We start from the raw sequence: 23,287 nt of genomic DNA, 5'->3' as shown, positions 1-23,287 counted from the left end.
GGCGACTTACCAGGGCGCGTGAGATACCAGCTGGCCGCTGAAAAAGCCCCAGGCAATCAAGGCCACGGTGATCACGGCCAGTACGACACGCACGGTCAAGGCAGTGACGAGGCGGTTGGAGTTGCCCTCGTCCTTGACCAGAAAGAACAAGCCACTGAACAGGCTCACGACGGTCGCGATCAGCATCAGGGCAATGGCTGCTTTGAGCATGGTCTGGTTCCTGGCTTTGGTGGGCATTGAGGGGATGGGCGGGCAATGAAAACAAGTATAGCCAGCGCCATGAAACGCTTTCGTCCAGGTATCGCACCGACGTTGGTGGTGATGATTCTGCTGCCTTTGATGGTGGGCTTGGGCGTCTGGCAACTGTCGCGCGGCCATGAGAAGCAGCTGCTGGTGGACAGCTATGCCGAACGCCGCGCCGCTGAGCCGATCAGTAGTGTGCAGCTCAGCGACATGGCGGACCCGGCCTTCCGCCGCGTACATCTGCGCGGGCAATTCGATGCCGAGCACAGCGTATTGCTGGATAACCGCATGCGTGACGGCAAGGCGGGCGTCGAGTTACTGCAACCCTTTCATGACCAGGCCAGCGGCCTGTGGCTATTGCTCAATCGGGGCTGGTTGCCGTGGCCGGATCGGCGCACCCCGCCCGTCTTCACCACTCCGGACCAGCCTTTGAATCTTGACGCCTGGGTGTATGTCGCGCCCGGCGAAACCTTCCAGCTGCATGCGGACCCCACGACCGCGCAATGGCCGCGCCTGTTGACCGCGCTGCACCCCGCTGCGCTATGGGCTGAGCTGGGTCGCAACGGTTTTGCCTACGAACTGCGTACCGAAGCCGGCCCCGGTACGTACGAAACCACCTGGCCCATCGTTGCGATGGGCCCGGAAAAACACCTGGCCTACGCGGTGCAGTGGTTCGCCATGTCCCTAGCGCTACTGGCTCTTTACCTCTACCTCGGATGGCACACCACAAAGGAGAAGCCCCATGGGAACGGCCACGAATCCACTCAACATGTCTGAGGTAGCTGATCGGCGCAAAGGCCGCTGGCAGCTGATGCTGATCCTGCTGATGGTGGTCGGCCCGATGGCGCTGGCCACCTTTATGTACAAGCTGCAGTTCTGGGTGCCCGACAGTCGCAGCTACCACGGAGAAATGATCGGCAACGGCCAGACCCGCGCCGATATCGGCGTGCAGGCCGATGAACAGCGCTGGCAGTTGCTGGTCACCGCGCCTGCGGCGTGCGCGGCGGATTGCCAGCAACTGGTGTACCTCGCGCGCCAATTGCAGATCGGCCTCGGGCGCGATGCCTCCCGCGCCAGCCATGCCCTGGCCAGCACGCAGCCGGTTGCAGCGGACTACGAGGCCAAGCTCAAGGCCGAGTACCCGCAACTGCAACGCTACTCGCTGGACCTGTCGACCTTCACCAAAAACGCCGCAGCGCCGGGCGATGCGCAACTGTGGATCGTCGACCCCCACGGCAACCTGGTGCTGCGCTACGACGCCAAGATCAAGGGCAAGGACTTGCTCAATGACCTGCGCCACCTGTTGAAACTGTCGAACATCGGATAAGGGCATCGTCATGGCCAAACCTGGATTTCGCCTCGCGTTGTTTGCCACCCTGCTGGCGCTGATCGTCGTGCTGCTCGGCGCCTACACCCGCCTGACCCATGCCGGTCTTGGTTGCCCGGACTGGCCGGGCTGCTATGGGTTTATCAGCGTGCCGCAAAGCGAGGCCCAGCTGGCCCATGCCCAATTGCATTTTCCCGATACGCCGGTGGAGGCTGACAAGGGCTGGGCCGAGATGACTCATCGCTATTTCGCCGGCACCCTGGGCTTGCTCATTGTGCTGTTGGCGGCGCGTTCGTGGAGCCATCGGCGTGATCCGGGCCAGCCGGTGAAGTTGCCATTGTTTCTGCTGGCGGTGGTGTTCGCCCAGGCGGCATTTGGCATGTGGACAGTGACGTTGAAGCTCTGGCCCCAGGTGGTGACGGGCCACCTGCTGGGTGGTTTTGCGACCTTGAGCCTGTTGTTCTTGCTGACCCTGCGCTTGTCTGGGGTGTTGCCCGCGTTGATCGTGCCCAAGCGCCTGCAATATTGGGCGACGGCGGGACTGGTGCTGGTGATCGGGCAAATCGCGTTGGGCGGTTGGGTGAGTTCTAACTACGCCGCCGTGGCCTGCGTCGACTTGCCCACCTGCCATGGCGCGTGGTGGCCGGCGGCTGACTTCGCCAACGGCTTTCACCTGACCCAGCACATCGGGCCCAATTACCTTGGCGGCCAACTCGACAGCGAAGCGCGTACCGCCATTCACCTGACTCACCGCATGGGCGCGGTGCTGGTCACCCTGGTGCTGCTCGGCCTGGCCTGGCAGTTGCGCGCCGTAGGCATGACGCGGCTTGCAGGCCTGCTGTTGATCGCCCTGTTCGCGCAAATCAGCCTGGGCCTGAGCAATGTGTATTTCGGCTTGCCGCTGCCGGTGGCGGTCGCTCATAACGCCGGCGGTGCTGCGCTGCTGCTGACGTTGGTGCTGGTTAATTACCACGCCCGCACCAGCCTGGTCCGGGTGCGTGATCAGTTGCTCTTCGGTTGGCGCTTCAGCCCGCGCAAACACGTATCGGGCCTCATCACCCTTAAAGGAGAGATGCCATGGCGACCTTGATCGGCGCGCGTCAAGGCCAGGCGGTCTGGCGCGATTACCTGGAGCTGACCAAGCCGAAAGTGGTGGTGCTGATGCTCATCACTTCCCTGGTGGGTATGTTCCTCGCCACACGCGCAGGCGTGCCGTGGACGGTGCTGGTGTTCGGCAATCTGGGCATTGCCCTGTGTGCGGGCGGCGCGGCGGCGGTGAACCATGTGGTGGACCGGCGGATTGATGCGGTGATGGCTCGCACCCATAAGCGGCCGTTGGCGGAGGGGCGTGTGTCGCCGGTGGCGGCGCTGGCCTTTGCTTTGTTTCTAGCCGTTGCAGGATTGGCCTTGTTGCTGGCGTTCACCAACCCCCTGGCGGCATGGCTGACGCTGGCTTCGCTGCTCGGTTACGCGGTGGTCTACACCGGTTTTCTCAAGCGTGCGACGCCACAAAATATTGTCATCGGAGGCCTGGCCGGTGCCGCGCCACCGCTGTTGGGCTGGGTCGCCGTCACCGGCCACGTCAGCGCCGAGCCCTTGTTGCTGGTGCTGATCATCTTCGCCTGGACCCCGCCGCACTTCTGGGCGCTGGCCATTCACCGCAAGGAGGAATACGCCAAGGCCGATATCCCGATGCTGCCGGTTACCCACGGCGAGCATTACACCAAGGTGCATATCCTGCTCTATACCTTTGCGCTGCTGGCGGTGAGCCTGATGCCCTACGTGATCCACATGAGCGGCCCGCTGTACCTGGCATGCGCACTGTTGTTGGGCGGACGCTTTCTGCAATGGGCCTGGGTGCTGTACCGTGGCGCTCAGCCGCACGCGGCGATCAACACCTTCAAGTACTCTATCTGGTACCTGTTCCTGCTGTTTATCGCCCTGCTCGTAGACCACTACTTACTGTTGAACCTATGACTCGAACTCAAAAAACCGTCTTTATCCTGGTGGCCATCGTCGCGTTGATCATGGGCCTGACCGTTAACAAAGTGCTGTCGGGCAAGGGCCAGGGCGACCCTACCGCGTTGATCGACGCCGGCATCATCCTGCTGCCGCAAAGCCGTCAGCTGCCGCCAGTGACCATGACCAACCAGGACGGCCAGCCGGTGCTGGTCAACGAGTTGAAAGGCAAGTGGAGCCTGCTGTTCTTCGGCTACACCTTCTGCCCCGACATCTGCCCGACCACCCTCGCCCAACTGCGCCAGATCAAGAGCGAGTTGCCTAAAGAGGCTGTGGATAAGTTGCAGGTGATTCTGGTCAGCGTCGACCCGAATCGCGACACCCCGACTCAGCTCAAGCAGTACCTGGGCTACTTCGACCCGCAATTCCAAGGCATCACCGGCGCGAACGTGGAGGATGTGCAGAAGGTCTCGAATGCCGTGAGCATCCCATTCATCCCGGCAGACACCAGCAAGCCCAACTACACCGTCGACCACAGCGGCAACCTCGCGCTGATCGGCCCGGATGGTACCCAGCGCGGGTTTATCCGTGCGCCGTTGAACAACCAGAAGCTGGTGGCGCAACTGCCAGGGTTGTTGCAGCGCAAGTAACAGGCAACGCAAAACACATGTGGGAGGGGGCTTGCCCCCGATGGCGGCAGATCAGACAGCTCATGCAGCGACTGATACTCCGCAATCGGGGGCAAGCCCCCTCCCACATTTTTTGATCTCCAGCGTGTTGGAGACCGAGTCGGATCAGAACGCCGGCAGGATCGCGCCTTTGTACTTCTCTTGGATGAATTGCTTCACCTCAGGGGTGTGCAGGGCTGCAATCAGCTTCTTCATCGCGTCCGAATCCTTGTTGTCTTCGCGGCTCACCAGGATGTTCACGTAAGGCGAGTCATTGCCTTCGATCACCAGGGCGTCCTTGGACGGGTCCAGCTTGGCTTCCAGCGCATAGTTGGTGTTGATCAGCGCCAGGTCGACCTGGGTCAGCACGCGCGGCAGGGTGGCGGCTTCGAGTTCGCGGAATTTCAGGTTTTTCGGGTTTGCGGTGATGTCCTTGATGGTCGACAGGATGTTGGTCGGGTCCTTCAGGGTGATCAGGCCGTTGTTGGCCAGCAGCAACAGGGCACGGCCGCCGTTGGTGGCGTCGTTCGGGATCACCACGTTGGCACCGTTTGGCAGGTCTTCCAGCTTCTTGTACTTGCTGGAGTAAGCCCCCAGGGGCTCCAGGTGCACAGCGCCGACGCTTACCAGCTGAGTGCCTTTGGCTTTGTTGAATTCATCCAGGTATGGCTGGTGCTGGAAGAAGTTCGCGTCCAGGCGCTTTTCCGCGACTTGGACGTTGGGCTGTACGTAGTCAGTGAACACTTTGACTTGCAGGTCCACGCCTTCTTTGGCGAGGGCAGGCTTCACGAATTCCAGGATTTCCGCGTGGGGCACTGGCGAGGCTGCGACTTTCAGGGTCTCGGCGGCGTGGGCGGAAAACGCGGCAACGGCGGCGAAAGCAACCAGTAGTTTTTTCATCCAACAAGCTCCTTGTTCGGGCATGTGCCGGCTTGTGACCGGCAATGGCCGTTATTTTCGAGAAAAATGCACCACCAGCTTGTCGCCGACGGTTTGCAGAATTTGCACCAGGATCAACAGCATCACCACGGTGACCACCATCACATCGGTCTGGAAACGCTGGTAACCGAAACGGATCGCCAGGTCACCCAGGCCGCCGGCACCGACCACGCCGGCCATGGCCGTGTAGGACACCAGTGTAATCGCCGTCACCGTTATCGCTGCGAAGATGCCGGGGCGTGCCTCGGGCAGCAGCGCGTTGATGATGATCTGGCGGGTGCTGGCGCCCATGGACTGGGTGGCTTCGATGATGCCGCGGTCCACTTCACGCAGGGCGGTTTCCACCAGGCGCGCGAAGAATGGCGTGGCACCCACCACCAGTGGCGGGATCGCGCCCGCAACGCCCAGGGAGGTGCCGGTGATCAGTACGGTGAACGGGATCATCACGATCAACAGGATGATGAACGGCAGCGAGCGCAGGATGTTCACGACCAGCGACAGCAGTGCGTACAGGCCTTTTTGCTCGAACAGCTGGCGTGGGCTGGTCAGGAACAGCAGCACGCCCAAGGGCAGGCCAAGTACTACGGTGAAGAACAGCGAACCGAACAGCATGATCATGGTGTCGCCGGTGGCGAGCCAGATTTCGGACCAGTCGATATTGGCGAAGAAACTCAGGAACACTTCCATCAGCGCAGCACCTCCATGTGGACGTCTGCGGCGGTGAAGCGGGCAAAGGCCGCTTCCATGTCACCACCGGTGACCGCCAGGGTCAGTTGCCCGTAGGGGATGTCTTTGATGCGGTCGATGCGGCCGGCGAGGATGCTGTAGTCCACCCCCGTTTCGCGGGCGACGGTACCCAGCAATGGCGCGTAGGTCGCTTCGCCTTGGAACGTGAGCCGCACGATGCGGCCCGGTACGTGGGCGAAGTCATCGCGCTGTTCGCCTTCGTCGACCTGCTCGGCTTCCTGTACGAAGCGCTTGGTGGTCGGGTGCTTGGGGTGCAGGAACACGTCGGCCACCGAGCCTTGCTCGACGATCACGCCGGCATCCATCACGGCTACCTGGTCACACACGCGGCGGATCACATCCATTTCATGAGTGATCAGCACGATGGTCAGTTTCAACTCGCGATTGATCTCGGCCAGCAGTTGCAGGACCGAGGCGGTGGTTTGCGGGTCGAGGGCGCTGGTGGCTTCGTCGCACAGCAGGATTTTCGGCTTGGTCGCCAGGGCGCGGGCAATACCGACGCGTTGCTTCTGGCCGCCAGACAACTGCGCCGGGTACTTCTTGGCGTGGTCCGACAGGCCGACGCGGGCGAGTAGCTCGGCGACACGTTGGTCGATCTCCTTGCGCGACAATTCGCCGGCCAGGGTCAGTGGCAGCGCCACATTGTCGGCAACGGTCTTCGACGCCAGGAGGTTGAAGTGCTGGAAGATCATCCCGACCTGTTGACGGAAACGGCGCAGGCCGTTGGCATCCAGGGCGGTGACTTCTTCGCCGTCCACCGTGATCTGGCCGCCGCTGGGCTCTTCCAGGCGGTTGATCAGGCGCAGCAGTGTGCTTTTACCTGCACCCGAGTGGCCGATCAAGCCAAACACCTGGCCGTTCTCGACGCGCAGGCTGGTGGGGTGCAGCGCGGGAATATCCTTACCGGCGACGCGGTAGGTTTTATGGACGTTTTGAAACTCGATCACGTAGCGAACCTTGTGGGGCGCATTGAAAAGGGATCAGCGGTTAGCCGGGCGCGCATTTTAGCCTGTCCGAATAGCGTTTCTTAGCATTTATTTCGCATTCAACCAGTGATTTGGCAATAACGCGATCAAAGGTCACAAAAAAGGAACGGTGCAAAACCGTGTCAGTCACTACTTAAGCAACTCGATTTCCCAGGTGCCGTGCCTGGGGTTTTGCTCAAACGAGCCGGGGACCGCTCTGGCCACTTTGAATAAGGAGTTTTGACTGATGAGTACCAAGAAGCCAGCCACCCCGTCGAAGAGTGAGCTCGCGGGCACCGATACCCTGGACCGTGGCAACACCAACGCCAAGCTGCAGGCTCTGGAGGAATTCCGTTCCGATGCGACCGGCCAGGCCCTGCGTACCAACCAAGGCGTGAAGATTTCCGACAACCAGAACACCTTGAAAGTCGGTGCCCGCGGCCCTTCGCTGCTGGAAGACTTCATCATGCGTGAAAAAATCACGCACTTTGACCATGAGCGCATCCCCGAGCGCATCGTGCATGCCCGGGGCACTGGCGCTCATGGCTATTTCCAGACCTATGAAAACCATTCTGCGCTGAGCAAGGCGGGTTTCCTGCGCGACCCCGGCCATAAAACCCCGGTGTTCGTGCGTTTCTCCACGGTGCAGGGCCCGCGTGGTTCCGGCGATACGGTGCGTGACGTGCGCGGTTTCGCGGTGAAGTTCTTCACCGATGAAGGCAACTTCGACTTGGTCGGCAACAACATGCCGGTGTTTTTCATTCAGGATGCGATCAAGTTTCCCGACTTCGTGCACGCGGTAAAACCTGAGCCGCACAACGAAATTCCTACAGGCGGCTCGGCCCACGATACGTTCTGGGATTTTGTTTCGTTGCAGCCGGAATCGGCGCACATGGTGATTTGGGCGATGTCTGACCGTGCCATTCCAAAAAGCCTGCGTGCCATGCAGGGTTTTGGCATTCACACCTTCCGCTTCATCAATACCGAAGGTAAGTCGAGCTTTGTGAAGTTTCATTGGCACCCGAAGGTCGGCACCTGCTCCCTGGTGTGGGACGAAGCGCAAAAGCTTGCCGGTAAAGATACCGATTACCACCGTCGTGACCTGTGGGAAGCGATTGAAAGCGGCGACTACCCTGAGTGGGAGCTGGGTGTGCAGATCGTTGCGGAGGAAGACGAGCATAAGTTCGACTTCGACCTGCTCGACCCGACCAAGATCATCCCCGAGGAACTGGTGCCGATCACGCCGCTGGGCAAGATGGTGCTTAACCGCAACCCGGATAACTTCTTTGCCGAAGTCGAGCAGGTCGCGTTTTGCCCGGGTCATATCGTGCCGGGCATCGACTTCACCAACGACCCTTTGCTGCAAGGCCGTCTGTTTTCCTACACGGATACGCAGATCAGCCGTCTCGGTGGGCCGAACTTCCATGAGCTGCCGATCAACCGACCTGTGGTGCCTTTCCACAACGGTCAGCGCGACGCCCAGCATCGCACCGTGATCGACAAGGGCCGTGCGGCGTACGAGCCGAATTCTATTGATGGTGGTTGGCCGAAAGAAACGCCACCGGCTGCCCAGGATGGCGGTTTCGAGACCTATTACGAGCGCGTCGACGCCAATAAGGTGCGTGAGCGCAGTGAGTCGTTTGGCGATCACTTCTCGCAAGCCGCGCTGTTTTTCCACAGCATGAGCCATCACGAGAAAGAGCACATCATCGCGGCCTACAGCTTCGAGTTGGGCAAGGTGGAGCGTGAGTTCATTCGCGCACGTCAGGTCAACGAGATTCTGGCCAATATCGATCTGGAACTGGCCAAGCGCGTTGCGCAGAACCTCGGTTTGCCTGCACCGACCAAAGGCACGGTTGCGCCGCGTGAGACTTCGCTGAAAGAGTCGCCGGCGTTGAGCCAGGTGAACTTGCTGTCGGGTGATATCAAGACGCGCAAAGTCGCGATTCTTGCGGCTGACGGTGTGGATGGCGCGGCGATTGATGCGCTGAAAAAAGCACTGGAGGCAGAAGGTGCCCATGCGAAGTTGCTTGGGCCGACCTCGGCGCCGGTGAAGACGGCCGATGGCAAGAGCCTGCCGGTAGATGCGTCGATGGAAGGCATGCCGTCCATTGCGTTTGATGCCGTGTTTATCCCGGGTGGAAAAGAGTCGGTGAAAGCACTGAGCGGCGATGGTGTGGCGTTGCATTACGTTCTGGAAGCCTACAAACACCTGAAGGCGATTGCAGTTGCCAGTGACGTGAAGCCACTGCTGGATCTGCTGAAGCTAGAGGCGGATGCGGGGCTGATCGTTGGCGCGGATGCGAAAGCGTTCAAGGCGTTTTTTGCCGCGATTGCACAACATCGGGTTTGGGATCGTGAGCCGAAGGCTAAGGCGATTCCAGCTTAAGTTATTGGTTGCTTGTTAGACCGCTATCGGGGGCAAGCCCCTCCCACATTTGAATTGTGAATACATTCAATTGTGGGAGGGGCTTGCCCCCGATGCGTTATTCCGCCTTGCGCGGAATCAAAACCACCTGCGCCGGAATATGTTTCAAAATCTGCCGGTGAATCTTCAGCTCATACCCCGAATCAATGCGCTTCACCCGTTTGGTCAGCAACGTGGCCAGCCATGGGTAATCCTGGGTACGCGGCGCCTGGATCGTCACATCACACTGGTAATTCACCACATCGGTGGCGATTGCATCCAGTTGATGGCGCAGCTCTTCGATGTCGGTGAGGTTCAGCGCCACGGTGGTGCTTGGCGCCGCCGGGTCGATGACCTTGGCTGCAGGCTTGGCTTCGGCGGCCTTGAGGGCCTCTTCGGCCTTATCCAACTCGGCCTTGCGGGCGTGGGTGATGGCGCTGTTTACGCCGCCGGTCAGCGCCGGCGCCTTGGGCATCAGCGCGCGGGCACGGCTCAGGGCGGTGGCGGCGGCGTTTACGTCGCCTTTTTGCAGCACGATCTGGCTGCGCTGCAGGTAAGCCTCGGCCAATTGACGTTGGTAGGGTTCCAGCGTCGGGTCATTGGGCGACTGGGCCTGCAGCGCGGCCAGTTGGTCTTCGGCGGTGGCCAGCTCACTGCTGGCCAGGTTTTGCTCCAGCTGCGCGATGGCCGCAGCACGCGGATCCGTAGCCTCTGGGGCGGCGGGCGGTGTGCTTTGACAGGCGCCCAGCAGCAGGGAAAACGCGGCAAGGAGCAGATAACGGGAGGTGAACAGCTTCATTCCTGCGACTCTCTATTTGCGCAAAAAGCGAGCAAGTCTACACCCCTCGACGGGGCAGGACAAAACTCAGCAGAAACAGGGCGGCGGCCGTCACCACAATGGACGGCCCTGCCGGTGTGTCCTTGAACCACGACAACGCCAGGCCGCCGCACACTGCCAGCATGCCCAACAGGCTGGCACCGATCGCCATCTGCTCCGGTGAGCGGGCATGGCGCTGGGCGGCGGCGGCGGGGATGATCAACAGCGACGTGATCAACAATACGCCGACAATCTTCATCGCGACAGCGATCACCACCGCGATCAACAACATGAGCGCCATGCGCAGGGCGGGCACCGGCAAGCCTTCTACGGTTGCCAGTTCTTCATGCGCGGTGATTGCCAGCAATGGGCGCCACAGGGTCACCAGCAGCGCCAGTACGGCAGCGCTGCCGCCGAGGATCCATGCGAGGTCGGTGGGACTGATCGCCAACAGGTCGCCAAACAGGTAGGCCATCAAGTCGATGCGCACTTCATGCATAAAGCTCAGCACCACCAGGCCCAGGGACAGCGTGCTCGGCGCCAGGATGCCGAGCAGGGTGTCGGAGGCCAGCGGTTGGCGTTGCTGCAGGGTCACCAGCAATACCGCCAGGAGCAGGCAGCCCACGGTTACCGCGATGGTCGGGCTGACATCCAGCAGGAAGCCCAGGGCCACCCCCAGCAGCGCGGCGTGGGACAACGTGTCGCCAAAGTACGCCATGCGTCGCCAGACCACGAACGAGCCCAGTGGGCCCGCCACCAACGCCAGAGCCAAGCCTGCCAGCAGGGCGTAAAGCAGAAAATCAGCCATGCTTGCAGCTATCTCCATGAACGTGGGTGTGGGGCGTCGCGGGATCGTCAACGACAGCGCCATGCAGGTCATGGGCATGGTCGTGATGATGGTGATAGATCGCCAGGCTCTGGGCGTTCTTGCCGAACAGCTCGACGAACGCCGGGTCGCTGCTGACTTGTTCCGGGTGGCCGGAGCAGCACACGTGGCGATTGAGGCATACCACCTGGTCGGTGGTGCTCATCACCAAGTGCAAATCATGGGAGACCATCAGCACGCCGCAGCCATGGCGGTCGCGCAGACGGGTGATCAGGCTGTACAACTCAGCCTGGCCGGCGACGTCGACGCCCTGCACGGGTTCATCCAGCACCAGCAACTCGGGTTCGCGCAACAGGGCGCGGGCCAGCAGCACGCGCTGCATTTCGCCGCCGGAGATGCTTTGCACCGGGCTGTCGATGACCTGTTCGGCCCCGACTTCCTTGAGGGCGGCCTGTGCGCGGGCGCGGTCCACACCGGGCACCAGGCGCAAAAAACGCAGTACGGATAAGGGCAGAGTCGGATCAACGTGCAGCTTTTGCGGCATATAGCCCACGCGCAGCCTGGGCTTGCGCCACACGCTGCCGGTGTCGGGTTTGAGCAGGCCAAGTACGGCGCGCACCAGGGTGGTCTTGCCGGCGCCATTGGGGCCGATCAGGGTGACGATCTGCCCCGGCTCGACGCTCAATGCGATGTTATCCAGCACGTTTTGCCCGGCGAACGTGACGCCGACCTGCTCCAGGCGGATTAACGCGTTGCTCATCAAGCCCCCTGGCAGCCCGAGCACAGGCCGACCACTTCGACCGTTTGCCCTTCGACCCGGAAGCCCACGTCGGCGGAGCTCTTGATGATGGCGTCGCTGATGCTTTTTTGTTCAAGTTCGATGGCGGCGTGGCACTCGCGGCAGATCAGGAACTGGCCCTGATGCGCGTGTTCCGGGTGGTTGCAGCCGACAAACGCGTTGAGCGAGGCAATGCGGTGCACCAGGCCATTTTCCAGCAGGAAATCCAGCGCGCGATACACCGTAGGCGGCGCGGCGCGGCGGCCGTCCTGCTCGCTGAGCACACCCAGGATGTCGTAGGCGCCCAGGGGTTTGTGGCTCTGCCAGACCAGTTCCAGCACCCGGCGGCGCAGAGCAGTCAGGCGCAAGCCCTTCTGTGCGCAGAGGGTGTCGGCCTCCGACAGCGCGGTATGCACGCAGTGAGAGTGGTCGTGTGGACGGCTGGCAAGCGGTGTTTTAGGCATGAGCGGCGACAGATATTTGATAGAGACGTTATTATGTTACCCGTTCCTACGCCATTGAGTGGTCATCGTGTCCCGACTTTTTCCCGTTTTTGTCGTATTTGTCACCAGTTTGTTCATGACTGGCGCCGCTCAGGCTGAGGTCAAGGTGCTGACCAGCATCAAGCCGTTGCAGTTGATTGCCGCTGCTGTGCAAGACGGTGTGGCCGTTCCGGAGGTGTTGTTGCCGCCGGGTGCGTCGCCGCATAACTATGCGTTGCGCCCATCCGACGTACGGCGCGTGCAGTCAGTCGATCTGCTGTATTGGATCGGGCCGGATATGGAGAGCTTCCTTCCTCGCGTGCTCAAAGGTCGTACAGCCGCGACCGTTGCTGTCCAAGACCTGCCAGGCATGAAGCTCCGCCGCTTCGCCGAAGATAGCCATTCCCACGCCGACGATGCCGACGAACATGACCATGATCATCGCCCAGGCAGCGTGGATGCGCACTTATGGTTGTCGACGGTCAATGCTCGTGTGATCGCCGCGCGCATGGCGTCTGACCTCAGCGCTGCCGACCCGAGCAATGCCGCGCGTTACCAGAGCAACGTGAAGGCATTCGACGAGCGCCTGGATGCCCTTGATGCGCGCCTTAAAAAGCGCATGGCGAGCATCGGTGACAAACCTTACTTCGTGTTCCACGAAGCCTTTGATTACTTCGAAGACGCTTACGGGCTCAAGCACACCGGTGTGTTCAGTGTTGCTGCCGAAGTGCAGCCTGGCGCCCAGCATGTGGCGGCGATGCGTACGCGTTTGGAGGAAGTGGGCAAGACCTGCGTGTTCAGCGAGCCGCCTTTGCGTCCGCGCCTGGCTGAAACCCTGGTGGCTGGCCTTCCGGTGAAGTTGGCGGAATTGGATGCGCTGGGCGGCTACACCCCGGCCACAGCCCAGGGTTACGAACAGGTGCTGGAGAAATTGGGGAACGACTTGGCAGGGTGCCTGGAGTCGTTATAAGCCGCAGCGCAGATCAAATGTAGGAGGGGGCTTGCTCCCGATGACGGCGTTTCAGTCGATGATAAGTTGACTGGTCCACCGCCATCGGGAGCAAGCCCCCTCCCACATTTTGACCGGGTTGGTCCTTAGAGCGCGAATGGCAGGTGGACGGTGACCTGCTGACGCTGCGTCAACCGATGCTCGAACTCGGCGGGATCGTGAATCAGCACATCCTGCCCGGCAAACGACTCGGCAGCGATCAGGCGCGACAACCAGAACCGCACGCACGCCACCCGCAACATGATCGGCCACAACTCGGCCTCCTTGGCGGTAAACGGACGCAGCCCGGCGTAGGCACCCAGCAGCGCACGGGCGCGCGGGCCATCGATGACGCCATCGGCGTCCGAACACCAGTCATTCAGGGCGATTGCCACGTCGTAGAGCATCGGACCCGAGCAGGCGTTGTAGAAGTCGATCAGGCCGGTCAGGTGCGTGCCTTCGAACATCGCATTGTCGCGGAACAGGTCGGCGTGAACGTTCGCGCGTGGCAGAGCGAGGATGTCGGCCTTGTGGGCCTCGATTTCGGTCAATGCAGCGTGCAGCAGGCTTTGCTGTGCATCGTTCAAGTGCGAAATCAGCTGCGCACCCTCGTTGAGCATCCAGTCCAGGCCGCGATCGGTCTTGCGCTCCAGCACTTTCTCGCCTTGCGTCGCCAGGTGCAGATGACCGAGAAGGTCGCCTACCTGGGCGCAATGCTGTGCGTTGGCGTCCTTGATGTGTTTGCCGGCCAGGCGTGGTTGCAGCAGGGCCGGTTTGCCTTTCAGTTCGCGCAATGCCACGCCATCGGTGGTGCGCAGGGCATAGGGCACCGGCAGGTCGGCGTCGTGGAGCACGTCGAGCAGTTCGATGAAGAACGGCATTTCCGCGACGGGGCCGCGCTCAACCAGGGTCAGGACGAATTCGCCCTGTTCCAGGCTGATAAAGAAATTGGTGTTTTCGCTACCAGCGGCAATCCCCTGGAAGTCAAGCAGGCGGCCGAGCCCGTAGGGGGCAAGAAAGGTTTCCAGCTCGGGCCGAGCCAGGGGGGTGAACACAGACATGGTTAAAACTGCCAGTACGGGCGCCGCGGTGCGCGGCGCCAATTGAAGTTAAGAAATCATTTCCATTCGAAGATCTTCCATGACGGAATCAGCATATCCGGCTGGTCAGAGCGGATGAAGTTCGCGTCGGTTCCGTCCGCGCGCACGAGGAAATACGGCGGAAAGCCTTTCTTCGTTATCTTGATTGCGTACAGGAAACCGTTTTGGCGGTACTCCTGAATGGTTCTGTCGCCCTCCGTGCGAATGGTAACTTCCGGATCACCCGAAGGGGCACTGTCTGCTGCGATGGCAACCATCGGAGCGAGTGCAATCAGGCCGGTCAACAGCAGGCGATTGAATGTACGCATGATAACCTTGTCCCTTTGTTTTCATTGGTCCGGCTATTCTAGCGCCTGACCCGCCGAAAAGGTTGATCCTGCTCATGAGCCAAGCACCCCTCGTCCTGGTGGACGGTTCTTCATATCTGTACCGCGCCTTCCACGCGCTGCCACCGCTGACCACCTCCAAAGGCCTGCCGACCGGTGCGGTCAAGGGCGTGTTGAACATGCTCAAAAGCTTGCGCAAACAGTATCCGGACAGCCCGTTCGCAGTCGTGTTCGACGCAAAGGGTGGAACCTTTCGCGATGACATGTACGCCGAATACAAGGCCAATCGCCCGAGCATGCCCGATGACATGCGTCTGCAGATCGAGCCACTGCACCAGAGCGTGATAGCCCTCGGTTTCCCGTTGCTGTGCGTCGAAGGCGTCGAGGCCGATGACGTGATCGGCACCCTGGCCCGCAGCAGTGCGGCCGCTGACCGTCCGGTGGTGATCTCCACCGGCGACAAGGACATGGCGCAGTTGGTCGACGGGCACATTACCTTGGTCAACACCATGACCGGTAGCTCAATGGACATTGAGGGCGTAAAGGAGAAATTTGGTGTCGCTCCGGAGCAGATCATCGACTATCTGGCGTTGATGGGGGATTCGTCCGACAACATCCCTGGCGTCCCGGGCATTGGTCCTAAGACGGCTTCCGGCTTGCTGGTAGGTGTGAATGGCGGTCTGAAAGAGCTTTATGAGCAGTTGGATATCGTGCCGACCTTGCCGATCAGGGGTGCCAAAACGTTACCCGCCAAGCTCGAAGAGCACCGGGAGATGGCGTTCCTCTCGTATCAGTTGGCGACGATCAAGATCGATGTGCCGCTGGATGTGGGCCTGGATGACTTGCACTTGATCGAACCGGACCGCGAGAAACTCCTGGAGCTGTATACCCTGCTGGAGTTCAAGAGCTGGTTTGATGAGATTCAGCGTGATGCCAAGCGCGTGGAGCTCAAGGCCGCGCCTGTTGCCGAGGACATTGTTGAGGTTGCCCCCGCAGCACCCGCAGAGACGATCTACACCACCATTCTCGACCAAGGCACATTCGATGTCTGGATGAAGAAGCTCAACGACGCGACGTTGTTCGCTTTCGACACCGAAACCACCGGGATCGACGCCCAGCAGGCGCAGTTGGTCGGGGTGTCCTTTGCCGTGAAGCCCCATGAAGCTGCCTACATCCCGCTGACCCACTCCTACATCGGTGCGCCGCCGCAGTTGGATCGCGACACCGTGTTGCTGGCCTTGAAGCCATTGCTGGAAGACCCGAGCAAGCTCAAGGTCGGCCAGCACGCCAAGTTCGACATGAATATCCTGGTCAACTGTGCCATCGGCGGCGACCCGGCGAATGGCATCAGCGTGCGCGGCATCGCTTTCGACACCATGCTTGAATCCTATGTGTTGAATTCCACTGCGACCCGCCATGACATGGACAGCCTGGCCAAGAAGTACCTGGACTACGACACCGTCAGTTTCCAGGACATCGCCGGCAGAGGCGCCAAGCAGCTGACGTTCGACCAGATCCCGCTCGAACAGGCTGGCCCTTATGCCGCCGAGGATGCCGACGTGACGCTGCGCCTGCATCAGGCATTGCACGCACAACTCACGGCCATACCAAGCCTGGCGAGTGTGCTGACGGACATCGAAATTCCCTTGGTACCGGTGCTGGCACGTATCGAACGCCAGGGCGCCCTGGTGGATGCGCAGCTGCTCGGTGTCCAGAGCATCGAGCTGGGCAATAAGATGGTTGAGCTGGAGCGCCAGGCGTTCGAGATCGCCGGCGAAGCATTCAACCTGGGTTCGCCCAAGCAGCTCGGGGCGATTCTCTACGAGAAACTCGGCCTGCCGGTGCTGAAAAAGACGGGCAAGGGACAGGCGTCCACGGCAGAGGAAGTGCTGGCCAAGCTGGCCGAAGATGACTATCCGCTGCCCAAGGTACTGATGCAGTACCGCAGCATGAGCAAGCTGAAAAGCACTTACACCGACCGCTTGCCGGAGCAGATCAACCCGCGTACCGGGCGTGTTCACACCTCTTACCATCAGGCGGTGGCGGCGACCGGGCGACTGTCTTCCAGCGACCCGAACCTGCAGAACATCCCGGTGCGCACCGCCGAAGGGCGGCGCATCCGCCAGGCATTCGTGGCGCCGAAGGGCTACAAACTGCTGGCGGCGGACTATTCGCAGATCGAACTGCGAATCATGGCGCACCTGTCCAAGGACGAGGGGCTGATGAATGCGTTCCGCAACGACCTGGACGTGCACACCGCCACGGCGGCCGAGGTGTTCAAGGTTGAATTGGCTGAGGTCACGTCCAATCAGCGTCGCAGTGCCAAGGCGATCAACTTTGGCCTGATCTACGGTATGGGGGCACAGAAGCTCGGCAAGGACATCGGTGTCGATACCAAGACCGCAAAGGCTTACATCGATGTGTACTTCGCCCGCTACCCAGGGGTTCGCGAGTACATGGAGCGCACCCGCGCCCAGGCTGCCGATCAAGGCTACGTGGAAACGTTCTTCGGGCGTCGGCTGTATTTGCCGGACATCAATTCCAACAAACCTCAGGAGCGCGCGGCCGCAGAACGCACGGCGATCAATGCGCCGATGCAGGGCACGGCGGCGGATATCATCAAGAAAGCCATGGTGCTGGTGGATAACTGGCTGACCGCGTCGGGCCTGGATGCCAAGGTGATCCTGCAGGTACACGATGAACTGGTGCTGGAAGTGCGTGAGGATCTGGTGGCAGAGGTCAGCGAGAAGATTCGCGAGCACATGAGTGCGGCCGCGCAGTTGGATGTGCCGTTGGTGGTGGACGTTGGTGTAGGCGATAACTGGGACGAAGCGCACTGATTTCGCGGCGCCGCCATCACCGGGCGTGATGGCGGAGTGCTTTAGACCGGAAATCCGTTTCAGTTATTACCAATAGTTTTTTGAACCTGCCGGAACTTAACCCGTGAATTGCTACTCAGAGTTACTGAATGGGTGGTGAAGCCCTTCAATGCTCCTATGTTGTGTTAAGTGTTGGCAGATATCCGGACCCCGCCCTAGCGGTCCGGTACTTGAACCCCGAACTTCCCCTCCCCATACGAAGTCCGGGGTTTTTTTTGCCCGCAGAAAAGTTATTCGGCGAGTTCCGCACCTTTGTCTGCCAGTTCCATCCAGCTGGCCAGTACGGTATAGGCATCTTCCAGGCCCATGCGCTTGGGGGCCGAGAACAGCTGGATAGTGATTGTGTCGCCCCAGCCCTTACGAATTTCGGACTGCACTTTGAGCAGGGTGTTCTTGGCGGCGCCGTAGGTGAGCTTGTCGGCCTTGGTCAGCAGGATATGCATCGGCATGCCGCTGGCGACGGCCCAGTCGAGCATCAGCAGGTCGAAGTCGGTCATTGGATGACGGATGTCCATCATCAGGATCAACCCCTTCAAACTCTCCCGGCCGCCCAGGTAAGCCTCCAGGTGACGCTGCCAGTGCAGCTTCAGCGGGATAGGTACTTTTGCATAACCGTAGCCCGGCAGGTCGACCAGACGCCGATCATCGTCTAGCTTGAAGAAGTTGAGTAACTGCGTGCGGCCTGGTGTTTTCGAGGTGCGCGCCAGGCTGGCGTGGGTCAGTGTGTTCAGTGCGCTGGATTTACCGGCGTTGGAGCGACCGGCAAAGGCGACTTCAAAGCCTTCGTCATCGGGGCATTGGTCAACTTTGGCGGCGCTGAGCATGAAGGTGGACTGTTGGCACAGGCCGAGGATGGGGTTCTTGAGTTGCATGAGATTTCCGATGTGGGCGGTGCCGAAAAAGGGTGCGGCAAGCGGTGTCGTTTCCGTTTCAGTAGCGCCAGTATATAATGCCGCAGATTTTGTGTGTGCTTTGTCCCAGCGAAGGATGAAGTTCACGGGAGCGATAGACCTTTATTGCGCATTAGAACGCAAAACGCTCTCAAACCCTGAAAAGGTCGATGTATGACCCGATGGTTGCTCGCTTTCGGTGCCCTGATTCCGCTTTCTGGCGCTCAGGCTACACAGGATCCGGAAGTGGTGTACAACCGAGTTTGCGTGGCTTGCCATGCTGGCCAACTGCCGAATGCCCCGAGGCGGGGTGACCAGGCAGCCTGGGCGCCAAGACTGGCGCAGGGCATGGACACGCTGGTGCAACACGTGACCCAGGGTTTCAAGGCAATGCCGCCGCGTGGTTTGTGCATGGACTGCAGTACCGAGGATTACCAGGCCATCATTGAGTTGATGGTGAGTAAACCCGGTAGATAACTCTTAAACCCTTAGCCGTAGTTGGATTAGCTGATGAACAAACTGATCGTGAGTCTGCTGTTGACCTTGGGCATCACCGGTGTTGCCTTTGCTGCAGAGGGCCCCCCTAAAGGTGTTGCCACTGCCGGCCAAGCGAAAGCCGCCGTATGTGGTGCCTGCCATGGGCCGGATGGTAACAGTCCGGCGCCGAACTTCCCCAAATTGGCCGGCCAGGGTGAACGTTACCTGACCAAGCAGATGCACGACATCAAGGACGGCAAGCGCACGGTCCTGGAAATGACCGGCTTGCTGACCAACCTCAGTGATCAGGACTTGGCGGATATCGCGGCGTATTTTGCCAGCCAGAAGGGCAGTGTGGGAGCTGCTGATCCGAAACTGGTGGCTCGTGGCGAAAAACTGTTCCGCGGCGGAGACTTGGATAAAGGCCTGCCTGCCTGCACGGGTTGCCACTCGCCCAATGGCGCGGGCATAGCCGCCGCCGGCTTCCCGCACCTGAGCGGCCAGCACGCTACCTACATTGCCAAGCAGCTGACCGATTTCCGTAAGGAAGAGGCAGGGCGAGCCAATGATGGCGACGCGGCAATCATGCGCACCATCGCTCGCAAGCTGAGTGATGAAGACATCGCCGCCGTCTCCAGCTACATCCAGGGCCTGCACTAAGGTGCACGCAACGTTAACGCTCGATTAATCCATCGATGCAAGCATAAAAAGGGTGGCTTAGGCCGCCCTTTTTTGTGGCCGCTGCCGTTACACTAACGAACTCATGTCCGCGTAGACCTGTCACAACAAAGGTCGCGTGAGGCGACTTTATTTGTCCAGGAGTAAAGCATGCGTAATCTGATCCTCAGCGCCGCTCTCGTCACTGCCAGCCTCTTCGGCATGACCGCGCAAGCTGCCGATGTGCCGCTTGAAGCCGGTAAAACCTACGTTGAATTGGCCAACCCAGTGCCGGTTTCGGTACCGGGCAAGATCGAAGTGGTGGAGTTGTTCTGGTACGGCTGCCCGCATTGCTACGCTTTTGAGCCGGTCATCAACCCTTGGGTCGAGAAGCTGCCTAAGGACGTGAATTTCAAGCGCATCCCCGCCATGTTCGGCGGCCCATGGGATGCCCACGGCCAACTGTTCCTGACTCTGGAAGCCATGGGTGTGGAGCACAAAGTTCACAATGCAGTATTCGACGCAATCCAGAAACAAGGCAAGCGCCTGACCAAGCCTGACGAAATGGCTGACTTCGTTGCCACCCAAGGTGTCGACAAGGACAAGTTCCTGGCCACCTTCAACTCCTTCGCCATCCAGGGCCAGATCAAACAGGCCAAGGAACTGGCGCAGAAGTACGGCGTGCAAGGCGTACCGACCATGATCGTCAACGGCAAGTACCGTTTCGACCTGGGCACCACCGGTGGTCCTGAAGCGACCCTCAATGTTGCCGACCAGTTGATCGCCAAAGAACGCGCAGCCAAGTAAGGGGCTCCTCATGCGCCGCTGGGGTACTCAACGTGTGGTTGGCCTGCATGAACCGCAGGTCAACGAACATCACCTGGATTCCACGGGCCTGCCGGCTGATAGCCGCCTGCGCCTGCTCAGCTTCAATATCCAAGTGGGCATCAGTACCGAGAAGTACCGGCACTACCTCACCCGTGGCTGGCAGCACTTGCTGCCCCACAACGGCCGGGCCGGTAACCTGCAGAAGATCGGCGACCTGTTGAATGATTTCGACCTGGTCGCCCTGCAGGAAGCCGACGGCGGCAGCATGCGTTCCGGCTATATCAACCAGGTAGAACACCTGGCGCACCTCGGGGCGTTCCCCTACTGGTATCAGCAGCTCAATCGCAACCTCGGGCGCCTGGCGCAGCACAGTAATGGTGTGCTCAGCCGCTTGAAGCCAACGGCCATCGAAGATCATCCGTTACCGGGCCCCAAGGGGCGCGGGGCGATTCTCGTGCGTTTTGGCGAAGGGCCTGAGGCCTTGGTGGTGGTGATGATGCACCTGGCGCTCGGGGGACGTACGCGCAACCTGCAGCTGGCCTACGTGCGTGACCTGATTGGCAACTACAAGCATCAAGTGTTGATGGGTGACATGAACACCCATGCGAACGACCTCCTGCTGAATTCCCCGTTGCGTGACCTCGGGTTACTGGCGCCGCAAGTCGAAGCCACGTTCCCCAGCTGGCGCCCGCAACGCTGTCTTGACCATATTCTGCTCAGTCCGACTCTCACACTTGAGAGTGTGCAGGTGCTGGCGCAGCCCATCTCCGATCACCTGCCGGTCGCGGTAGAGATTCGTCTGCCGGGTTCGCTCACGGCTGATGCATTGCCCGCGTTGAGCCCCGGCCCTCGCGGACCCCTTGCATGAGCGACGACGCACAGCGCTGGAAAGAAAAATACCTCTTAAGCATTGAGCAACAAGAAAAGCTCGAACGCCGCTGGGCCGCCCGCCTCGACCTGCTGCGTCGTGGGCTGGTGCGCAGCACGCTGGCGGCGGAAGGCACCGACCGCGCAGTTGACCAATGCATGAAGGAAATGCGCGACGTTGTGCGTACCGACGACATGGACGCCGCCCTCGCCGCCTTGCTGCCGCGCCTGGAAAAGGCGGTACTGGATTCGGAGCAGCGCCGCGAAACCCGGATCGACCAGATGAGCACCGCACTGACGTCCCTGGTTACGCAGTTGCAAAAGCTGCCGCTGCCCCGTGAAGTAGCCCGACCGCTGAAAACCTTCGCCAAGCAGTTGGATGGCCGCGTCAGCCAGGCACGTGAGATTCCCTTGTTGCTCAGCGAGTTGAGCAGCCTGCAAGGGCAGGCACTGAATAACCTGGAGCCGGACGGTGAAACCGTGCGTCCTGGGCCGGGTTTGCTGCAACGTCTGTTTGGTGCCAAGGACGTTTCGAACGAGGCCGCGCCCAGCGAGCCTGTCCCCAGCCCGCCCCCGGTACCTGCTGCGCCTGTTGCGCCCAAGCCCGCCGCCGAGCCTCAGGAGCCCGAACAGTCCGACGCGTTGACGCAAGCGTTGCGGGCCTTTGCGTCGCCGCCTCAGGCGCCTCAGGCGCCGGTTGCCGCGCAGCCTGAAGCCACAGCGCCCGCCAAGGCTGTCGATATCGCCAGTGAAAAGTTTGTGTACGAGGCGCCTGCTCAAAGGGTCACAGTGGCTGCGCCTGTCGACGTATCTCCAGCGCCTGACGAGCTAAGGGAGCCTGAGCCTCAGGTGGAAGAGCCCGCCTCCGAAAGCGCTCTCGCTGCCTTTATCGAAACGCCGCAGGTTGCTGTCGAGGCGCCGGAGGAGACGGTGATCGGCAGCCTCTCGCTCCCTCCGGTTCTTGACGCCGAAGAACTGGACCCCGATGAACTTCAATCGGATGGCCTCTACTCCTTGCCGGATTCACCGGAGCCGTCCTACAGCTCCGTGGCCAAGCATATCGAAGATACCCTGATCGGCCTGTTGGAGGAGCTGGCCCTACCCGAGCGCCATCGTCCCCAGGCCGAAGCCATGCGCGAGCGCCTGGCCCACGGTTTGAACTGGTACGAATTGCTGCCGATCCTCGATGACCTGGCGGTGCTGATGCTGGCGATCACCGACAGCGGCCAGCACGAGTTTGAGGCTTACCTCAAACAGCTCAACGAACGCCTCGAAGCCTTCCAGGGCCATCTGCAAGTGGCCAGCGACGGTCATGCTGACAGCCGCTCCGCTGCCAGGGAGCTGGACACGCAGATTCGTGAACAGGTCGACGGCCTGCAAAGCAGCGTCCAGGACGCGGCCGACCTGGACAGCCTCAAGCAGGTGCTGGAAAGCCACCTTGAGGGTTTGCTCGGTACCATGGACGAGCACCAGCAACAACGTGACCAGCGCGAGCAGGAAGTGGCGGCGCGCCTGAAAGGGCTGGCCGAGCGGGTCGCCAATATGGAGCAGGAAGCCCAAGGATACCGTGAGCACCTCGAGGTGCAGCGCCAGAAGGCCCTGATCGATCCGCTCACCGGCTTGCCTAACCGCGCGGCCTGGAGCGAGCGCCTGGACCACGAGGTCAATATCTGGCACCAGCGTGGCAATAGCCTGTCGCTCGCGATGCTGGACCTGGATCACTTCAAGCGCATCAACGATGGCTATGGCCATCTGGCGGGCGACAAGGTGCTGAAAATCATCGCCAACGTCCTGCGCAAGCGCCTGCGGCCCAACGACTTTATCGCGCGGTTTGGCGGTGAGGAGTTTGTGTTGCTGATGCCCGACTCATCCCTGTCGGATGCCCTGGCGGTGGGTGAAGTACTGCGTGCCGCGATTGCGGCCTGCCCGTTTCACTTCAAGGGCGAACCGGTGACGATTACCGTGTCCATGGGCGTGGCGCAGTTGCAGCCGAGTGAGCGCAGCGAGCTGGCACTCAAGCGGGCCGACGAGGCGTTGTATCGGGCCAAGGCGGCTGGGCGTAATCAGGTGCAGGCGGCGTAAAAGATGTTCCATTGTGTAATTTGACCGCCGGGCCA

At 60.8% G+C, this 23,287-nt stretch carries 24 protein-coding genes; 13 read left to right on the top strand and 11 right to left on the bottom strand.

Annotated features, from left to right (window positions below):
• Nucleotides 1-6: 6 nt before the first annotated feature.
• The gene (locus tag FBY10_RS26500) at nt 7-210 is read right to left on the bottom strand and encodes a twin transmembrane helix small protein (protein WP_016978774.1); all 204 of its coding nucleotides are present in this window, start codon (nt 208-210) and stop codon (nt 7-9) included.
• A gap of 45 nt (nt 211-255) precedes the next feature.
• Here FBY10_RS26500 and FBY10_RS26495 point away from each other — a divergent pair, with 45 nt between their 5' ends.
• From FBY10_RS26495 to FBY10_RS26475, 5 genes are read left to right on the top strand one after another with little or no spacing between them, the layout of a single operon-like run.
• A complete protein-coding gene (locus tag FBY10_RS26495; protein WP_145338352.1) occupies nt 256-1,020 on the top strand; it encodes an SURF1 family protein in 765 nt (254 codons plus the stop codon).
• A complete protein-coding gene (locus FBY10_RS26490; protein WP_145338351.1) occupies nt 986-1,570 on the top strand; it encodes a hypothetical protein in 585 nt (194 codons plus the stop codon). The genes FBY10_RS26495 and FBY10_RS26490 overlap by 35 nt, the downstream gene beginning before the upstream one ends.
• A gap of 10 nt (nt 1,571-1,580) precedes the next feature.
• The gene (locus FBY10_RS26485; RefSeq protein ID WP_145338350.1) at nt 1,581-2,660 is read left to right on the top strand and encodes a heme A synthase; all 1,080 of its coding nucleotides are present in this window, start codon (nt 1,581-1,583) and stop codon (nt 2,658-2,660) included.
• Nucleotides 2,648-3,547, top strand: a complete 900-nt coding sequence (gene cyoE, locus FBY10_RS26480; RefSeq protein WP_131699585.1) for a heme o synthase — start codon at nt 2,648-2,650, stop codon at nt 3,545-3,547. The genes FBY10_RS26485 and cyoE overlap by 13 nt, the downstream gene beginning before the upstream one ends.
• Entirely contained in the window at nt 3,544-4,179 is a 636-nt protein-coding gene (locus tag FBY10_RS26475; protein ID WP_145338349.1) for an SCO family protein, read from the top strand. Before cyoE ends, FBY10_RS26475 begins: the two co-directional genes overlap by 4 nt.
• Before the next feature lie 144 nt (nt 4,180-4,323).
• On the opposite strand, the gene FBY10_RS26470 is transcribed toward FBY10_RS26475, so the two are convergent.
• Genes FBY10_RS26470 through FBY10_RS26460 form a run of 3 tightly spaced genes read right to left on the bottom strand, consistent with a single transcriptional unit; the run spans nt 4,324 to nt 6,830 of the window.
• Nucleotides 4,324-5,097 carry a MetQ/NlpA family ABC transporter substrate-binding protein gene (locus FBY10_RS26470; protein ID WP_145338348.1) on the bottom strand — a complete coding sequence of 258 codons (774 nt, stop codon included), beginning with the start codon at nt 5,095-5,097 and terminating at the stop codon, nt 4,324-4,326.
• A gap of 51 nt (nt 5,098-5,148) precedes the next feature.
• Nucleotides 5,149-5,823 (bottom strand): methionine ABC transporter permease, encoded by a 675-nt coding sequence (locus FBY10_RS26465; RefSeq protein WP_090401268.1) that lies wholly within the window; start codon nt 5,821-5,823, stop codon nt 5,149-5,151.
• Nucleotides 5,823-6,830 (bottom strand): methionine ABC transporter ATP-binding protein, encoded by a 1,008-nt coding sequence (locus FBY10_RS26460; RefSeq protein WP_131699581.1) that lies wholly within the window; start codon nt 6,828-6,830, stop codon nt 5,823-5,825. The genes FBY10_RS26465 and FBY10_RS26460 overlap by 1 nt, the downstream gene beginning before the upstream one ends.
• Before the next feature lie 265 nt (nt 6,831-7,095).
• Here FBY10_RS26460 and katE point away from each other — a divergent pair, with 265 nt between their 5' ends.
• Nucleotides 7,096-9,237, top strand: a complete 2,142-nt coding sequence (gene katE, locus FBY10_RS26455; protein ID WP_131699580.1) for a catalase HPII — start codon at nt 7,096-7,098, stop codon at nt 9,235-9,237.
• Nucleotides 9,238-9,334: 97 nt separating this feature from the next.
• Here the strand turns inward: katE and FBY10_RS26450 are convergent, their stop codons facing one another.
• The 4 genes from FBY10_RS26450 to zur are packed head-to-tail and all read right to left on the bottom strand — an operon-like array spanning nt 9,335 to nt 12,140.
• Nucleotides 9,335-10,054, bottom strand: coding sequence for a PA5502 family lipoprotein (locus FBY10_RS26450; RefSeq protein ID WP_131699579.1), 720 nt, complete (start codon nt 10,052-10,054; stop codon nt 9,335-9,337).
• 37 nt (nt 10,055-10,091) lie between these two features.
• Complete coding sequence (gene znuB, locus FBY10_RS26445) at nt 10,092-10,880, bottom strand: zinc ABC transporter permease subunit ZnuB (RefSeq protein WP_145338347.1); 789 nt, start codon at nt 10,878-10,880, stop codon at nt 10,092-10,094.
• Nucleotides 10,873-11,658 (bottom strand): zinc ABC transporter ATP-binding protein ZnuC, encoded by a 786-nt coding sequence (gene znuC / locus FBY10_RS26440; RefSeq protein ID WP_065926855.1) that lies wholly within the window; start codon nt 11,656-11,658, stop codon nt 10,873-10,875. Before znuC ends, znuB begins: the two co-directional genes overlap by 8 nt.
• Nucleotides 11,658-12,140 (bottom strand): zinc uptake transcriptional repressor Zur, encoded by a 483-nt coding sequence (gene zur / locus FBY10_RS26435; protein WP_026136513.1) that lies wholly within the window; start codon nt 12,138-12,140, stop codon nt 11,658-11,660. Before zur ends, znuC begins: the two co-directional genes overlap by 1 nt.
• A gap of 58 nt (nt 12,141-12,198) precedes the next feature.
• On the opposite strand from zur, the gene FBY10_RS26430 reads away from it, so the two are divergent.
• The gene (locus FBY10_RS26430) at nt 12,199-13,128 is read left to right on the top strand and encodes a zinc ABC transporter substrate-binding protein (protein ID WP_131699577.1); all 930 of its coding nucleotides are present in this window, start codon (nt 12,199-12,201) and stop codon (nt 13,126-13,128) included.
• Between the two features lie 125 nt (nt 13,129-13,253).
• Here the strand turns inward: FBY10_RS26430 and FBY10_RS26425 are convergent, their stop codons facing one another.
• Together FBY10_RS26425 and FBY10_RS26420 are read right to left on the bottom strand one after the other, a co-directional pair.
• Nucleotides 13,254-14,207 carry a homoserine kinase gene (locus FBY10_RS26425; RefSeq protein WP_145338346.1) on the bottom strand — a complete coding sequence of 318 codons (954 nt, stop codon included), beginning with the start codon at nt 14,205-14,207 and terminating at the stop codon, nt 13,254-13,256.
• Nucleotides 14,208-14,263: 56 nt separating this feature from the next.
• Nucleotides 14,264-14,554 carry a DUF2782 domain-containing protein gene (locus tag FBY10_RS26420; RefSeq protein ID WP_131699575.1) on the bottom strand — a complete coding sequence of 97 codons (291 nt, stop codon included), beginning with the start codon at nt 14,552-14,554 and terminating at the stop codon, nt 14,264-14,266.
• A gap of 74 nt (nt 14,555-14,628) precedes the next feature.
• Between FBY10_RS26420 and polA the strand changes: the two genes are divergently transcribed.
• Nucleotides 14,629-17,412, top strand: a complete 2,784-nt coding sequence (polA, locus tag FBY10_RS26415; RefSeq protein WP_145338345.1) for a DNA polymerase I — start codon at nt 14,629-14,631, stop codon at nt 17,410-17,412.
• Nucleotides 17,413-17,681: 269 nt separating this feature from the next.
• Here polA and yihA read toward each other — a convergent pair whose 3' ends face one another.
• Entirely contained in the window at nt 17,682-18,323 is a 642-nt protein-coding gene (yihA, locus tag FBY10_RS26410; protein ID WP_145338344.1) for a ribosome biogenesis GTP-binding protein YihA/YsxC, read from the bottom strand.
• Nucleotides 18,324-18,515: 192 nt separating this feature from the next.
• Between yihA and FBY10_RS26405 the strand changes: the two genes are divergently transcribed.
• The 5 genes from FBY10_RS26405 (at nt 18,516) to FBY10_RS26385 (ending at nt 23,252) form a co-directional block, all read left to right on the top strand.
• Entirely contained in the window at nt 18,516-18,818 is a 303-nt protein-coding gene (locus FBY10_RS26405; RefSeq protein WP_131699573.1) for a cytochrome c5 family protein, read from the top strand.
• Between the two features lie 33 nt (nt 18,819-18,851).
• Nucleotides 18,852-19,478, top strand: a complete 627-nt coding sequence (locus FBY10_RS26400; RefSeq protein WP_145338343.1) for a cytochrome c4 — start codon at nt 18,852-18,854, stop codon at nt 19,476-19,478.
• Nucleotides 19,479-19,646: 168 nt separating this feature from the next.
• Nucleotides 19,647-20,282, top strand: coding sequence for a thiol:disulfide interchange protein DsbA (gene dsbA, locus FBY10_RS26395; RefSeq protein ID WP_065937861.1), 636 nt, complete (start codon nt 19,647-19,649; stop codon nt 20,280-20,282).
• 10 nt (nt 20,283-20,292) lie between these two features.
• Nucleotides 20,293-21,171 carry an endonuclease/exonuclease/phosphatase family protein gene (locus tag FBY10_RS26390; protein ID WP_131699571.1) on the top strand — a complete coding sequence of 293 codons (879 nt, stop codon included), beginning with the start codon at nt 20,293-20,295 and terminating at the stop codon, nt 21,169-21,171.
• On the top strand, nt 21,168-23,252 hold the full coding sequence (locus FBY10_RS26385; RefSeq protein WP_131699570.1) for a GGDEF domain-containing protein: 2,085 nt from the start codon (nt 21,168-21,170) through the stop codon (nt 23,250-23,252). The genes FBY10_RS26390 and FBY10_RS26385 overlap by 4 nt, the downstream gene beginning before the upstream one ends.
• Nucleotides 23,253-23,287 lie beyond the last annotated feature (35 nt).

Source organism: Pseudomonas sp. SJZ103 (assembly GCF_007828335.1).
Taxonomy (GTDB): Bacteria; Pseudomonadota; Gammaproteobacteria; order Pseudomonadales; family Pseudomonadaceae; genus Aquipseudomonas.
This window is presented reverse-complemented; position numbering and strand designations above follow the sequence as displayed.

Coding starts and splice junctions, on each gene's coding strand:
- FBY10_RS26500 (WP_016978774.1), bottom strand. CDS start 210: ATGCTCAAAGCAGCCATTGCCCTGATGCTGATCGCGACCGTCGTGAGC.
- FBY10_RS26495 (WP_145338352.1), top strand. CDS start 256: ATGAAAACAAGTATAGCCAGCGCCATGAAACGCTTTCGTCCAGGTATC.
- FBY10_RS26490 (WP_145338351.1), top strand. CDS start 986: ATGGGAACGGCCACGAATCCACTCAACATGTCTGAGGTAGCTGATCGG.
- FBY10_RS26485 (WP_145338350.1), top strand. CDS start 1,581: ATGGCCAAACCTGGATTTCGCCTCGCGTTGTTTGCCACCCTGCTGGCG.
- cyoE (WP_131699585.1), top strand. CDS start 2,648: ATGGCGACCTTGATCGGCGCGCGTCAAGGCCAGGCGGTCTGGCGCGAT.
- FBY10_RS26475 (WP_145338349.1), top strand. CDS start 3,544: ATGACTCGAACTCAAAAAACCGTCTTTATCCTGGTGGCCATCGTCGCG.
- FBY10_RS26470 (WP_145338348.1), bottom strand. CDS start 5,097: ATGAAAAAACTACTGGTTGCTTTCGCCGCCGTTGCCGCGTTTTCCGCC.
- FBY10_RS26465 (WP_090401268.1), bottom strand. CDS start 5,823: ATGGAAGTGTTCCTGAGTTTCTTCGCCAATATCGACTGGTCCGAAATC.
- katE (WP_131699580.1), top strand. CDS start 7,096: ATGAGTACCAAGAAGCCAGCCACCCCGTCGAAGAGTGAGCTCGCGGGC.
- FBY10_RS26450 (WP_131699579.1), bottom strand. CDS start 10,054: ATGAAGCTGTTCACCTCCCGTTATCTGCTCCTTGCCGCGTTTTCCCTG.
- znuB (WP_145338347.1), bottom strand. CDS start 10,880: ATGGCTGATTTTCTGCTTTACGCCCTGCTGGCAGGCTTGGCTCTGGCG.
- znuC (WP_065926855.1), bottom strand. CDS start 11,658: ATGAGCAACGCGTTAATCCGCCTGGAGCAGGTCGGCGTCACGTTCGCC.
- zur (WP_026136513.1), bottom strand. CDS start 12,140: ATGCCTAAAACACCGCTTGCCAGCCGTCCACACGACCACTCTCACTGC.
- FBY10_RS26425 (WP_145338346.1), bottom strand. CDS start 14,207: ATGTCTGTGTTCACCCCCCTGGCTCGGCCCGAGCTGGAAACCTTTCTT.
- FBY10_RS26420 (WP_131699575.1), bottom strand. CDS start 14,554: ATGCGTACATTCAATCGCCTGCTGTTGACCGGCCTGATTGCACTCGCT.
- polA (WP_145338345.1), top strand. CDS start 14,629: ATGAGCCAAGCACCCCTCGTCCTGGTGGACGGTTCTTCATATCTGTAC.
- yihA (WP_145338344.1), bottom strand. CDS start 18,323: ATGCAACTCAAGAACCCCATCCTCGGCCTGTGCCAACAGTCCACCTTC.
- FBY10_RS26405 (WP_131699573.1), top strand. CDS start 18,516: ATGACCCGATGGTTGCTCGCTTTCGGTGCCCTGATTCCGCTTTCTGGC.
- FBY10_RS26400 (WP_145338343.1), top strand. CDS start 18,852: ATGAACAAACTGATCGTGAGTCTGCTGTTGACCTTGGGCATCACCGGT.
- dsbA (WP_065937861.1), top strand. CDS start 19,647: ATGCGTAATCTGATCCTCAGCGCCGCTCTCGTCACTGCCAGCCTCTTC.
- FBY10_RS26390 (WP_131699571.1), top strand. CDS start 20,293: ATGCGCCGCTGGGGTACTCAACGTGTGGTTGGCCTGCATGAACCGCAG.
- FBY10_RS26385 (WP_131699570.1), top strand. CDS start 21,168: ATGAGCGACGACGCACAGCGCTGGAAAGAAAAATACCTCTTAAGCATT.